Annotated in this window: 12 protein-coding genes; 5 read left to right on the plus strand and 7 right to left on the minus strand. The window is 73.7% G+C overall.

Going from position 1 to position 13230, the window contains the following annotated elements; translation table 11 throughout:
- On the minus strand, positions 1–430 hold a 430-nt coding region (locus ACI79X_RS23055; RefSeq protein WP_457027754.1), incomplete at its 3' end, for a hypothetical protein.
- 112 nt (positions 431–542) lie between these two features.
- Positions 543–1874, minus strand: a complete 1332-nt coding sequence (locus tag ACI79X_RS23060) for a hypothetical protein (protein ID WP_457027755.1) — start codon at positions 1872–1874, stop codon at positions 543–545.
- Positions 1875–2171: 297 nt separating this feature from the next.
- Here ACI79X_RS23060 and ACI79X_RS23065 point away from each other — a divergent pair, with 297 nt between their 5' ends.
- From ACI79X_RS23065 to ACI79X_RS23080, 4 genes are all read left to right on the plus strand, one after another.
- Complete coding sequence (locus ACI79X_RS23065) at positions 2172–3005, plus strand: hypothetical protein (RefSeq protein ID WP_457027756.1); 834 nt, start codon at positions 2172–2174, stop codon at positions 3003–3005.
- Between the two features lie 108 nt (positions 3006–3113).
- Positions 3114–4295, plus strand: coding sequence for a hypothetical protein (locus ACI79X_RS23070; RefSeq protein ID WP_457027757.1), 1182 nt, complete (start codon positions 3114–3116; stop codon positions 4293–4295).
- The gene (locus tag ACI79X_RS23075; RefSeq protein WP_457027758.1) at positions 4292–5506 is read left to right on the plus strand and encodes an acyltransferase family protein; all 1215 of its coding nucleotides are present in this window, start codon (positions 4292–4294) and stop codon (positions 5504–5506) included. The genes ACI79X_RS23070 and ACI79X_RS23075 overlap by 4 nt, the downstream gene beginning before the upstream one ends.
- Before the next feature lie 52 nt (positions 5507–5558).
- Positions 5559–6113: a serine O-acetyltransferase gene (locus ACI79X_RS23080; protein WP_457027759.1), complete on the plus strand. Its 555-nt coding sequence runs from the start codon at positions 5559–5561 to the stop codon at positions 6111–6113.
- A 3-nt stretch (positions 6114–6116) separates the two neighbouring features.
- Here ACI79X_RS23080 and ACI79X_RS23085 read toward each other — a convergent pair whose 3' ends face one another.
- Both ACI79X_RS23085 and ACI79X_RS23090 read right to left on the minus strand, forming a co-directional pair.
- Complete coding sequence (locus tag ACI79X_RS23085) at positions 6117–7208, minus strand: glycosyl hydrolase (protein ID WP_457027760.1); 1092 nt, start codon at positions 7206–7208, stop codon at positions 6117–6119.
- A gap of 181 nt (positions 7209–7389) precedes the next feature.
- Positions 7390–8658, minus strand: a complete 1269-nt coding sequence (locus ACI79X_RS23090) for a glycosyl hydrolase (RefSeq protein ID WP_457027761.1) — start codon at positions 8656–8658, stop codon at positions 7390–7392.
- 229 nt (positions 8659–8887) lie between these two features.
- On the opposite strand from ACI79X_RS23090, the gene ACI79X_RS23095 reads away from it, so the two are divergent.
- Positions 8888–10039, plus strand: a complete 1152-nt coding sequence (locus tag ACI79X_RS23095) for a glycosyltransferase (RefSeq protein ID WP_457027762.1) — start codon at positions 8888–8890, stop codon at positions 10037–10039.
- Positions 10040–10098: 59 nt separating this feature from the next.
- Here the strand turns inward: ACI79X_RS23095 and ACI79X_RS23100 are convergent, their stop codons facing one another.
- Genes ACI79X_RS23100 through ACI79X_RS23110 form a run of 3 tightly spaced genes read right to left on the minus strand, consistent with a single transcriptional unit; the run spans position 10099 to position 13033 of the window.
- Positions 10099–11442 (minus strand): NAD(P)H-dependent oxidoreductase, encoded by a 1344-nt coding sequence (locus ACI79X_RS23100; protein ID WP_457027763.1) that lies wholly within the window; start codon positions 11440–11442, stop codon positions 10099–10101.
- The gene (locus ACI79X_RS23105; RefSeq protein WP_457027764.1) at positions 11439–12008 is read right to left on the minus strand and encodes a dTDP-4-dehydrorhamnose 3,5-epimerase family protein; all 570 of its coding nucleotides are present in this window, start codon (positions 12006–12008) and stop codon (positions 11439–11441) included. The genes ACI79X_RS23100 and ACI79X_RS23105 overlap by 4 nt, the downstream gene beginning before the upstream one ends.
- A complete protein-coding gene (locus ACI79X_RS23110; protein ID WP_457027765.1) occupies positions 12005–13033 on the minus strand; it encodes an NAD-dependent epimerase/dehydratase family protein in 1029 nt (342 codons plus the stop codon). The genes ACI79X_RS23105 and ACI79X_RS23110 overlap by 4 nt, the downstream gene beginning before the upstream one ends.
- Positions 13034–13230 lie beyond the last annotated feature (197 nt).

Genomic DNA, 13230 nt, shown 5'->3' on the forward strand with positions numbered 1-13230 from the left:
CGAGCGCCTGCAGGCGCTCGGCCTGCACGGTGCCCAGCGAGAGGAGGCGGTGGATGTGGGTGTGCACCTTCGCGAGCCGCCAGGCCGCCCACTTCTGGCGCTTGGCGGGGTACTGCCCCACCGCGACGACGGGGATCCGGCGGCGGGTGAGCTTGAGCAGCAGGCCGATGATGATGGCCTCGTTCTCGGAGTTGCTGATGAACGCCGTCGCGGTGTCCCGCCGGCGGAAGGCGGTGACCGACAGGGCGGCGTAGGTGCCGGCGACCCGGCGGACGAGCCGGGCGAGCCGGCTGGCCTCCACGTCGGCGAGGTCGAGGATGCGTGCGCCGAGCTCGTCGCGGAGGAGCACGTAGTCGACGGCGCGCTCCGCCGGGGCGCCGTCGGGCCGCGGAGCCGCGACCTCGGCCGTGTGGCCCCGGACGATCAGCACGGGACGTGCGTCGTCCGCTCCCCGACCGGCCATCCCCGTCCTCCGCTCCCTCGCCCCCGCCTGCGGCGCAGACCCTACGGTCGCCGCGCCCGTGCCGGGCGATCGAGACGCATCAGTTCTCCCGTCCGGGCGACACGGCCACGGCCGCGGCACCCGGGTCGGCACCGGCGTCGGACCCCTCCGCCGCGTCGGGCCGGTACACCAGCCGCCACATGGCCCGGAACCACAGCGGCATGACGATCCAGTACGCGGCCATGAAGCCCCACGCCGCGCCGACCGCGCCGCCGAGCAGCAGCCCGCCGACACCCAGGGTGACCAGCAGCACGGCCACGGTGGCGTTGATCGCGAAGACGGCGCGGGTCGCCCCCATCGACAGCACCACGCAGGTGGGGCCGATGGCGAAGAGGTTGGCGATCTGCCCGATGACCGTGGGCCACAGCACCGACTCGACGCCGGGCCAGGAGTCGCCGAGCAGCGCGACGCCGGCGGCGTCGGGCAGGACGAGCGCGACGACGCCCCACGCCAGCCCGACCGCGGCCATCACCGTGCCGATCGCGAGGGAGAGCTGCACCTTCCGCCGCGCGGGCAGGTGCCGGCGGCGGGAGAGCTCCGGCACGCAGAAGGAGAAGGCGCTCATCGCCACCAGCGACACCGGCCCGACGAGCACCGCGGCGCCGCGCAGGGCACCGACCGCGCTGAGGCTGCCCAGCACGCCCACGAGCAGCAGCGCGCCCTGCATGGCGCCCTGGACCAGCATCGACTCGAAGAGCAGGAAGCGCGTCATGTCCCAGTGGGCGCGCAGCCACGAGGCCGTGCGCGACACCCGCGGCCGGGACCGCCCGCGGAGAGCGCCGAACACCGCTGCGCAGGCCGAGGCCCCGCCCCAGACCGCGAGGTAGAGGACGGTGTGCTCGACGCCGGCCCACCACAGCACCGCGACCCCGGCCAGCTGCAGGACCACCCATGCGCCGTCGATGAGGGCCGCCTGGTCCTGCCGGCCCTGCGCGGCGAACGCCGCCCGCCACGAGTCGTGCAGCAGGAGGGCGGGCAGCAGCAGCCCGACGGTCACCAGGGCCGGGCCCACGGTGTCGCCGAGGACGAGCCCGAGGACCACGACGGCCGCACCCGCGGCAGCACCCAGCGTGAGCGCCGTGCCGGTGGACGAGCCGGTGGCGCGGCGGAAGGTCGCGGCGTCCTCGCCGGCGAACCGGATGGCCAGCGGCTGCCCGGTCAGGCTGCGCGACAGCAGGACGGCGACGGAGAAGACGCTGAAGGCGACGGTGAAGGCGCCGAAGTCGTGCGCGTCCACGGCCCGGGCCACGACCAGCGACAACGCCAGGTTGCTGAAGCTCGACAGGGCCTGGTCGACGACGCCCCAGCCCGCGCGACGGGCCAGCCGGACGACCGTTCCACGCCGGCCTCCGGCCACGGACACCGCGCTCACGGACGACACGGTAACGGCTGGTCCCGTTCCCCCGACCCGATCGGGTGATCCTGCCCCACGTTGCCGTGACGACGCTCGCACGCCTACTTCTGGAAACGGAACTGCACTACCGTCGGATGCTCGCCCATGACTGCCCGCTCTCTCCGAGGGGAGATCCCCTCGCGGGCACCGACTGTGGAGGCTCTGCTGACTGCGACCGGAACGCCCCCTGCCCTCGGCATGTCCTCTGCCGACGAACCAGAGCGCGGACCCCAGTATCCCGCATCCTCCGGCCCGGCCCCGTCCAAGCGCCCCGGGATGCGGCCGCGCACCCGCCAGGCCGTCGTCATCACGACGCTGGCCACGCTGCTCGGCGCGGCCGCCGCCGGTGCCGGTGCCACGCTGAGTGACCCGGTGTACAGCAGCGAGTCCCACCTGCTCTGGTCGCCCGGCGCCCTGGAGTACCTCGGCGACGACAACCCGGTGACCGACCCCAACGCCCTCGACCGGCAGGTCGTCGACCAGGCCGAGGTCATCGAGTCCGACCCGGTCATCAGCAGCGCGGCCTCCACCCTGGGCGTCGACGAGGACGACCTCCGCGAGGTGGTCAGCGTCGAGATCCAGGAGGGCACCAGCCGGATCGTCATCACCGGCAGCGGCGAGGACGCGGCGACGGCGCGGGACACCACGGAGACCGTGACCTCGGCCTACACCGACTACGTGCGGGTCTCCGGGGCCGACGCGCTGCGCCAGCAGGCCGATCTGCTGCAGAGCTCGATCGACCGGCTCACCGGCGAGCTCGACGCCGCCAACGGCGAGCTCGACGCGGTCAACCGCGAGCTGGCCGGCCTGAACGTCAACTCCCCGGCCTACGCCATCACGCAGGGCCGCGCCGACCGCGCCGCCGCGCGCAGCGCCGACGCGCAGACCCGGCTGGCCGACCTGATCGGCCAGCAGGAGAGCCTGCGGGCCGCCGCCGACGCCTTCACCGGCCAGGCCTTCCTCATGCGGCAGGCCACCACGCCGGAGGCGCCGTCGTCGCTGCCGCTGACCACGACGGTGGCGCTCGGGGCGGGTCTGGGTCTCGCCATCGGGCTGTGCATCGTGTTCTTCCTCCTCGGCCGGAGGCGCAACCCGCGGGCGCGCGACTAGATGACGTCCACGGTGCGCGCGCCGCGGGGGGTGCGGCGGTCGGTGCGCGACACGGCTCCCTGCACCCTCGCGCTGCTGGTTCTCTCGATCCTGCTCCAGCGTCTCGGGGTGCCGGTCACGGAGGAACAGGCCCCGGTCATGGTGCCGGTGGTCCTGTTCCTCCTCGCCGTGGGCCTGCGCACGGGTGAGTTCCGCTTCTCCCTCGGCAACCTGCGGCTCCTCGCGGTCGTCTGGGGCGCGGCGGCGGTCTGCACGCTCGCCCAGGTGGTCCTGGGCGGCATGCCCTCGCTGTTCTCCCTGGCGCTGATCGCCGTCCTCTACGTGGTGGCCGCCGTGGCCGCCGACATCACGCCCGCGGCCGTGGCGCGCGTCGAGAAGGTCTTCCTGGGCCTGATGACGTTCTTCGCGGTGGTCTCGATCGGCCAGCTCGCGTCCCAGTACGCCGGCATCCCCTACGAGGACCGGATGCTGTGGTTCGTCCCCGAGGGCCTGCTGCTGGTCGACTACAACACCGCCGACCCGATCGCCTACGGCGAGTCGATCTACCGGTCCAACGGCATCGTCTTCCTCGAGCCGTCGTTCCTCAGCCTCTTCCTCGGTGCCGCGGCCGCCCTCGCGCTGTGGCGGCGCGCGCACTGGCTGGTCGTCACCGTGCTGCTCGTCGGGATGGTGCCGCCGCTGGCCGGCAGCGGCTTCGTGGTGCTCATCCCCGCGGTCGTGGTCCTGGCCTTCACCCGCACCCGCCGCCGCAACCTGCTGGCGATCGTGCCGGCGCTGGCCGTGGCCGCGGTGGTCGCCTTCCTGACGCCGCTGGGCGAGCGCTACCTCGACCGCTCCACCGAGGCCGGCGACTCCAACACCAGCTCGAGCATCCGGCTGATCCAGCCCTACTACGAGCTGCTGCCGCCCTCGATCGAGGACCCGGTCAGCGCCGTGGTGGGACACGGCGCCGGCACGGCCAACGACCACCTCGAGGCCGAGGGGCTCACCGCCGTCACCCAGCCGATCATCCCGAAGGTGGCCTTCGAGTACGGGCTGCTCGGCGTCGTCGGCATCCTCGGCGCCCTGCTCCTGATGCTCGGCCGCGGGGTGCGCGACCGGCCGTGGACGCTCGGGCTGCTGGTGCTCTACGTCTACGTGAACGCCTCGTTCCTGCAGCACACCCAGGTGTTCATCACGCTCTTCTTCATCTGCCTCATGCCGGCCGTCGCGCGCCCGGCACCGCCCGGCGACCCGGACGGGCGGCGGGCGGACGATCTGGTCGGCGCGGGGACGGAGGGCTCCCGGTGAGTGCAGGACGCCGCCTGGCGACGTTGGACGGGCTGCGCGGGATCGCGGTGCTGCTGGTGGTGGGCGACCACGCCATCGGCGCCTTCACCGACGAGGAGGCGGGCGTCCCGCGGCTGTTGTCGGCCGTCTCGAGCGGCGCCGTCGGCGTCACGCTGTTCTTCGTCCTCAGCGGCTACCTCATCACCGGCATCCTCACCCGCGAGCGGGCGCGCACCGGCCGGGTCGACTTCGGCGCGTTCTACCTGCGACGGACGCTGCGGATCCTGCCCGCGTTCTACGTCTTCCTCACCGTGGTGGCGCTGCTCGCCGTCGCCGGGGCGGTCGACGTCAGCGGCGCGCAGCTGCTCTCGGCCGGCCTGTTCGTCTGGGACTACTCCCCCGCGGCCGACGGCTGGTGGCTCGGCCACACGTGGTCGCTCGCCATCGAGGAGCAGTTCTACCTGCTGTGGCCGCTGGCGCTGGCGTTCCTGCGCCCGCAGCGCGCGGTGTGGATCGCCGTCGCCTACCTGGTGGCCGCGCCCGCGATCCGGCTCGGCAACTACGTGCTGGTCGAGAGCGCCCGCGACGACGTCTGGATGATGTTCCACGCGCGCGCCGACGCCCTGCTGCTCGGCTGCCTGCTGGCGCTGCTGCCCACCGCCTACCCGGCCGCCTGGGCGCGCCTGCGGGGCCTGGCCGGCGCCCGCGCGACCGTCCCGCTGGCCCTGGTCGCGATCGTCGGCTCCTCGCTGCTGTCCAAGCGCTTCGGCGGCTACTGGGAGCTCCCCTTCGGCCTGACCGTGGTCACCCTCGGCGGCGGCGTGCTGCTGCTCGTGGCGGTGACCCGCGAGACGCCGAGCGCCTTCACGCGCGTGCTGCGCTGGCGCGTGCTGACGGCGGTCGGGCTCATCTCCTACAGCCTCTACCTGTGGCAGCAGCTCTTCCTCGCGCCCGAGGACATCGCGCTGCCGGTCGTGGGCACGACCCCGCTGGCGGTCCCGGCCGCCTTCGCCGCGGCGACGCTGAGCTACCTGCTCGTCGAGCGGCCGTTCCTGCGGCTCAAGGACCGGCTCAGCCGCTCGTCGGCGATCCCGCCGGGCGCCACCGCGGGCAGCAGCACCCCCGACGCGCTCCCGGCCGACGCCGTCCCCGCCGACCGCGCGCCGGCCGTCCCGGCGACCGCGGACGACGCCCCGCCGGCCGTCGACGGGAGCACCTCCCCCGTTCGCTGAACCGGGCGACCCAGGGGTGCAACCCCCTGTTGCATCGTGGCATGGTGGCGGTGTGGCAGTCGACTCGCAGACCTCGGTGTGGCAGCTCGTCCGTGAGGACTTCCGCACCCACCGCCGCAACCCGGCGGCCACCGGCATGCAGGCGCTCGTGGTGCACCGGCTCAGCCGGGCCGCCCACGCGAGCAGCTCGCCGCTGGCCCGCGCGGCCCGGCCGCTGTGCCGCCTGGCGTGGATGGCGGTGAAGGGCCTCTACAACGTCGAGCTGCCGCACACCGCGCGGATCGGTCGCCGGCTGCGGCTGCCGCACCCGCACTCCGTGGTGGTCGTGGAGGGCGCCGTCGTCGGCGACGACTGCCTGCTGCGGCACAACGTCACCCTCGGCGCCGGCACGCGCGACGGCGGCGCGCCGGTGATCGGCGACCGTGTCGAGTTCGGCCCCGGAGCCATGGTGATCGGCGGCGTGACGGTGGGCGACGACGTGCTCGTCGGACCCGGCGCCCTGGTCATGCAGGACGTCCCGGCCGGGAGCCGCGTGCTGGCCCCGCTGGCGACCGTCCGGCCCGCCCGCGTGCGGCGGGAGGCCGACCGGGTGCGCCGGGCGGGCTGAGGCTCACCAGAGCTCGCGGTAGGCCTCCGCGGCCTCGGGCATCAGGACGTCGTCGCCGTAGACGTAGAACTGGTGGTCGTAGCCGTCGACGTTGAACAGGATCTCGTAGAGCAGCTCGCCCGGGCCGTCGCCGGCGTGCTCGGCGAAGAAGTCGTGCATGCCCCGCATGAAGGCGGGCGAGTCGCCCCACTCGGCGTTGTTCGACCACTCGGAGACCGCCATGGGCAGGCCGACGGACTCGGCGAACTGCCGGTGCGCCTCGAGGCCCTTGGGCGCGCCCCACTGGTCGACGTCGTCCATGCTCTCGGCCCACTCCTCGGCGGTGCCGACGAAGGGCCACTGGTTGTAGTAGTCGACGCTGAACACGTCGACGTACTCGGCGCCGGGGAAGGTCTCGCGCCAGTCGATGCCGCTGTTCACCGACTCGCGGTTGACGTTGAAGACGAGCTGCGACTCGGGGAAGACCTCCTGCTGGAGGGCCCGGAAGCGCTGCCAGGCGGCGCGGAAGTCGGCGGCCTCGGTGGCGTCGACCGACCACTGGTACCAGTTGCCGTTGCTCTCGTGGGCGAACCGGATGTAGACGGTGCCGCGGTCGCCGCGGATCTCGCGCAGGTTGGTCAGCGACTGCCGCCAGCGGTCGTCGTAGGCGCCCTGCGCGGCGGCGGCCCAGGACTCGCCCTCGCCGATGGCGCCGATGGCGACGTCCATCGGGCCCTCGTAGTCCTCCCACTCGGACCCCTCGTCGAGGCCCCAGAGGTACACCATGGCCTCGTTGGTGTCCGACCACTGGCCGACGATCGTCACGGGGCTGCCCCGCCACTCGGCGAAGTCCCCGGTGGCCACGCCGGTGCCCGCGGCGCCCGACAGCCAGGTCGGCGCGGGGGGCGCGCTCGGGTCGGAGGTGGCCGTCCCGCCGCCCCCGTCGTCGTCGCCGGCGTTCAGCACGATGACCCCGACGAGCACGAGGAGCGCGACGACGGCGGCCGCGACACCGGCGAGGTACGCGCGGGAGTGGCCCCGGCGGGGCGGGGGCAGCTGCTCCACGTCGTCGAGCACGGACGCGTGCGAGCCGTCCCGGTCGGTCGGTGCCGCCACGTGGACCTCCGTCACAGTCGCCGACCGCAGCCGGACCTGGGAGGCCCGACCCACTGCACCGTGCCGTCCGGGCCCCACCGGCGCGTCGGCGACGCGCTGCGGCCCCCGGGCCCGAGGTGACTCTACGTCGCCACCGCGGAACGGCGCCACCAACGCAGCGCCGCTCCGCGGTGACGGACGGTCACCAGAGGCGCTGGTAGGCGGCCGCGGACTGGGTGAGCCGGATGGTGCCGTTGCCGAACAGCCAGAACTTGAGGTCGTACCCGTCGACGTTGAAGAGGACCTCGTAGAGCAGGTCCCCGGCGCCGGTGCCGGCGTGGGTGCGGAAGAAGTCGTACATGCCCTGCATGAAGGCGGCGGTGTCGGTGAAGTCCGCGTTGCCCGACCACTCCGAGACGGCCAGCGGGAGGCCCTGGGACTCGGCGAACCGGCGGTGCATCTCCAGGCCCTTGGGCGCGCCCCACTGGTCGACGTCGTCCATGCTCGCCGTCCACTCGGCGGCGGTGGAGACGGCCGGCCACTGGTTGTAGTAGTCGACGCTCATGACGTCGACCTGGCCCGCGCCGGGGAACATCTGCCGCCAGTCGACGCCGGCGCCCACGGACTCGCGGTTGACGTTGAAGACCAGCCGCGACTCGGGGAAGACCTGCTGCTGCAGCGCACGGAAGCGCTGCCAGGCCTGGCGGAAGGCGGTCACCTCGGTCGCGTCGACCGACCAGGGGTACCAGTTGCCGTTCATCTCGTGGGCGAACCGGATGTAGACGGTGCCGCGGTCGCCGCGCTTGGCCTCGAGGTTGGTGAGCGACTGCCGCCAGCGGGCGTCGTAGGCGCCCTGCGCGGCCGCGGCCCACGTCTCACCGGGGCCGATGGCGCCGATGGCGATGTCGACGGGACCGTCGAAGTCACGCCACTCGTCGAGCGTCCAGAGGCCGACCTGGTCGTTGTTGTTGTCGGCCCAGGTGCCGGCGATCTCCAGCGGGCGGCCGCGCCAGCTGCCGAAGCTGCCGTTGACGGTGCCGTAGCCGGAGGCGCCGGAGAACCACCCGGCGGCCGGGACCGCGCCGGGCTGCGCGAGCACCGGCGGCGCCGCCGCCTCGGCGGGGGCGCCGCCGGCGGCGGACTCGGCCACCTGCTCCTCGGCCACGGGGACCTCGGTCTCGGTCTCGGCCTCGGCCTCGGGGGTGGTGTCCACCGGCGCGGGCGCGGGCGCCGGGGTGGTGGGCGGCGGGACCTCGGCCGGGGTGGTGGGGACCGGGGCGGGCGTCGTCGCGGGCGGCACGGCGGCCGGCTGCGGGGACGTCGTGGCGGCGGTCGGCGCCTGCGCCGCAGGGGCGCTGCCGGCGGCGGGCAGGCAGCCGGCCAGCGAGGCGATGACGGCGGTGGCGGAGAGGACGGCGACCGTGGTGCGGCGCAGCGGGGAGACGGCGCGGCGGCGGGCGTGGGAAGACACGGGGCTCCAGCGTCGAGTGGGGACTACTCGGCGTGAGTAGCCAAATCACATCAGTGACGTTTTCAGGTTGACACATGCGGAGCGCGTTGACCAGAACACTCTGAGTACTCGTTCACCGAGTGCCACACACGTCACATCGAGGGAGGCGGGGCGTCGCGGCGCCCCGAGACGCCCACCGGTCTGGTTGGGTCGGTCCGAGTCGGTTCCGAGTCCCTGGAGGTCCTCCGCAGTGCGCAGCGTCGTCGTGGCCAAGTTCGTCCCCTGGCCGCCCAACAGCGGGGACAAGCGGCGGACGCTGGGGCTGGTCCGGGCGCTCCGCCGGCACGGCGAGGTCACGCTGTGCGCCTTCGAGACGCCCGACGACGACGCCGCTCCCCTGCGCGCCGAGGGCATCGACGTCCGCAGCGTGCCGCTCGAGCGCTCGGTCCGCGGGCTGCTCGACGGCCTGCGGGTCGGGCAGTCGATCACCGCCGCCCGGTTCTGGGACCGCCGCCTGGCCGCCACCGTGCGCGAGGCGGTCGCCGAGGGCACCGACGTCACGATGGTCGGCCACGTGCAGTTCATGCCCTACGCGCCGGCCGGGCGCCGCGGCACCTACGTCGTCGACATGCAGAACATCGAGTCCTCGCTGGCCGGGCGCATCGCCGCCTCCGCCAGGGGCGTGAAGAAGGTCGCCTGGGCCGCCGAGGCATGGGCGCTGCGCCGCCTGGAGAGCCGCACGAGGCGCGCCGACGTCGTCTCCGTGGTCAGCGACCTCGACCGCGACACCCTCGCCGGCATCGTCGACCACCCGCGGGTCCTCGTCGTGCCCAACGCCTGGGACGAGCCCGACCCGCTGCCCCCGGCGCAGGACCCGGTGGTGAGCTTCGTGGCGCTGCTGTCGTGGGGCCCGAACGTCGAGGCCGCCGAGTGGTTCGCCCGCGAGGTGTGGCCGCGCGTGGTCGAGGCCGTGCCCGGCGCCCGCCTGCAGCTGGTCGGCCGCAACCCCGCGCCCGCCGTGCAGGCGCTGGCCGGGCCGTCGGTCGAGGTCACCGGCACGGTGCCCGACCTCGCGCCCTGGTACCAGCGCACCCGCGTCGCGCTGGCCCCGCTGCTGACCGGCGGCGGCTCCCGGATGAAGATCCTCGAGGCGCTGGCCACGGGGCGCCCGGTCGTCGCGACGGCCATCGGCGCCGAGGGCCTCGAGGACCTCGTGGGCCGCGGCGTCGTCGTCGCCGACGAGCCGGCCGCCATGGCACGGGAGATCGTCGTACTGCTCACCGACCCGGAGCGAGCCACCGAGCTCGGGCTGGCCGGGGCGCGCGCCGTCGGCGAGGACCACAGCTGGACCGCGGCCGTCCGCCCGCTGCTGGCGCAGCTGGAGACCCCCGGCACCGTCTGAACGCGCAGCGGGGGCCGCCTGACGTCGTCAGGCGGCCCCCGCTGTCGTCGCGGTGCCGGTCAGGCGGTGGAGGCCGCCAGGGAGCCGGTGCCGGCCGCGGCGCTGCCGAAGAACAGCTCGTCCTGCTCCGCGCGCAGCCGGTCGACCAGCCGGCCCTGCGGCAGCTCGACGTCGGCGTAGCCGATGACCTCGTCCTTGGCGACGTCGCGCAGCAGCCGGCAGCCCTCGGCCAGGCCCACGGGCAGCAGCCGGTCGGCGTGCGTGACGTCGGCCCGCTCGGCCTCGCCGTAGTAGTGGTAGCCGCCCGGCCGGTCGAGCACCGTGCCGGCCGCGAGGTCGGTCTTCGCGACCGTGACGACGTCGACCTGCGGCGCGCCGGCCGGCCGGATCGTCGGGTCACCGAGCAGCGCCACCCGCGCCACCGTCGTCGGCACCTCGAAGTGGCACAGGTGGTACGGCGTGTAGAAGCTGTACAGCGGCCCGGTGCCGAGCTTGTAGAGCTCTAGGTAGTGCCGCTGCTTGGGGTCGTCGTGGGTGGCCATGACGTACACACCCGGGCCGGGCTTGGCGCCCACCACGTAGTCGACGACGCCGCCGAGGGCCTGCAGCTCCTCGACGTCGTAGCGCTGCGCGAGCTCGTCGACGTGGCCGGTGTGGTCCATGGCGTAGAGGCCGCGCTTGGGCACGGTCAGCCCGAAGGCGTTCGCGACCAGCGCCTGCTCCACGCTGACCTTGGTTCCGTCGGCGAAGCTCGTGACCATCCAGGGGTCCTGCCCCCAGCGCTCCGCGAAGCCCCGTTGGGTGGTGGGGTTGCGGTAGGGGTCCTGCAGGCCCTTGATGTTGCCGGCCACGAGCGGGCGCAGGCCGATCTGCCGGACGAACCGGATCAGGTTGGCCTGCACGCCCGGCTGGTCGCCGTCGGCCCCGGAGTAGACGACGCCGGCCGCGTCGGCCTTCGTCACCAGCAGCGGGCCGAGCGTGGCGTCGACCTCGGCGTTGAGCAGCACCAGGTGCTTGCCCCCGGCGATGGCGGCCAGCGCCAGCTCCGCGCCGAAGTCGACCGCGCCGGTGGCGTCCACGACCACGTCGACCGCGTCGCTGCCGGTGACCAGCGCGATGTCGTCGGTGACCGCGACGTCGCCGGCGGCGGCGATGCGGGCGACGTCGGCGACCGACTCGGCCGCGGCCGGCGTGGCGCCGGCCTCGGTGACGATCGCGTGCGCCTTGGCCGGCGTCCGGTTGCAGACGACGGTCAGCTGCACGCCCGGGGTGCTGTTGACGACCTGGTTGACCAGGCCCTTGGCCATGAAGCCGGCGCCGACCAGGCCCATGCGGACCGGCCGGCTCTCGGCCTGCCGCTGCAGGAGCAGGGTGTCGACGGCCCCTCCGACGACGGGGTTCACGCGGGGACCCCGGCGCGGAAGCGCTCGGCGTTGGCCTCGGCGTCGAAGGCCGGCCAGGAGGCGTCCTTGTCGCTGACGACGGTGACCTCGCGCGGCCACGTGATCCCGAACGCCGGGTCGTCGTAGCGGTAGCCGACCTCGGCGCCCGGCGCGTACGGGACGCTGACCATGTAGAGCACCTCGGTGTCGTCGGTCAGCGTCTGGTAGGCGTGCGCCAGGTGCGGCGGCAGGTAGAGGCCCAGCCGGTTCTCCGCGGTGAGCTCGACCTGGACGTGCTGCATGTACGTGGGCGAGTCCGGCCGCACGTCGACGGCGACGTCGACGATCGCGCCGCGGGTGCACCGGATGAACTTCGACTCCGGGTGCCCGGGCAGCGACAGGTGCAGCCCGCGCACCGTGCCGGCGCGGTGGTTCCACGAGACGTTGCACTGGGCCACCTCGGGCCGCATGCCGTGCGCCTCGAACTCGGCCGTGTCGAACGAGCGGGCGAAGCCGCCGCGCTCGTCGGTGAACGGCGTCATCTCGACGAGGTGGACGCCGTCCACCCCGAGGGGCGTGTACTTCACAGGGCGGCCTTCCAGAACAGCTGCGGGTCGACCTGCTCGGTCCGCATGAGGTACTCGATCTGCTTGAGCCGGGTGTGGCCGCGGCCGGTGAACGTGGCGTCGTCCATGTCGATCGCCTTGAAGACGGCGTGCAGCTGCGCGGCGCCGGCCTTGGCGTCCCAGTCGGTGTCGTAGCCGGGCAGCACCTGGCGGATCCGGTCGAAGGCGACCCGGTAGCTGCGGTTGTCGGCGCTCGGGTCGCCGAAGGTGAGCTCGCAGCCGGGGAACTCCGCGGCGACGATCTCGGCGATGTCACGGACGCGGTAGTTGTTGCTCTCGCTGCCCACGTTGAAGATCTCGCCGTGGACCCGCTCGCGGGGGCTTTCCAGCGTCATCCGGATGGCCTTGGCGATGTCGAGCGCGTGGACCAGGGGCCGCCACGGCGAGCCGTCGCTGGTCATGGCGATCTTGCCGGTGGTCCAGGCCAGGCCCGACAGGTTGTTGAGCACGATGTCGAAGCGCATCCGCGGGCTGGCGCCGAAGGCGGTGGCGTTGCGCAGGAACGTCGGCGAGAAGTCGTCGCCGGCCATGGCCGAGACGTCCTTCTCCACCAGCGCCTTGCAGCGGGCGTAGGAGGTCTGCGGGGAGACCGGGCTGCTCTCGTCGACGGTGCCCTCGGCGACGCCGTACACGCTGCAGGAGCTCATGTAGACGAAGCGCGGGACGCCGGCGGCCTCGGCCACCTGGGCCAGGTGCACCGAGCCGTGGTGGTTGATGTCGTAGGTGACGTCGCCGATCAGGTCGCCGATCGGGTCGTTGGACAGCTCGGCCATGTGCACGATCGCCTCGACGCCCTCGAGGTGCTCGGGGCCGAGCTTGCGGATGTCGAGCGCCAGCGTCTCGGGGACGTGCTCGAGGCCCGGGTAGAGCCAGCCGTTCTTGTAGTAGCCGGTGTCGACGCCGATGACGTCGTGCCCGGCCCGCATGAGCTCCTGCGCGGTCAGGCAGCCGAGGTAGCCCTCGGTCCCGGTGACCAGTACTCGCACGTCGTTCCCCGATCTCGTTGCCGTGTGCTGTCCGGTCCGCGTCCGGGACCGGTCGGTGGTGTGTGTGGGTGGCCACGCCGTCCGGGCGGGGCCGGGGGGGGGGGGGGGGGGGGGGGGGGGGGGGGGGGGGGGGGTGGGGGGGGTGCAGGAAAAAACCCATAACGTCGTCTTACATTTCCGGTTAGTACAATAAAAAT

The sequence above is a fragment of the Geodermatophilus sp. SYSU D01119 genome (genome assembly GCF_054049975.1).

Bases quoted from the DNA above. Each gene is read 5' to 3' on its own strand.
- ACI79X_RS23065 (WP_457027756.1), top strand. From the start codon at position 2,172: ATGCGGCCGCGCACCCGCCAGGCCGTCGTCATCACGACGCTGGCCACG.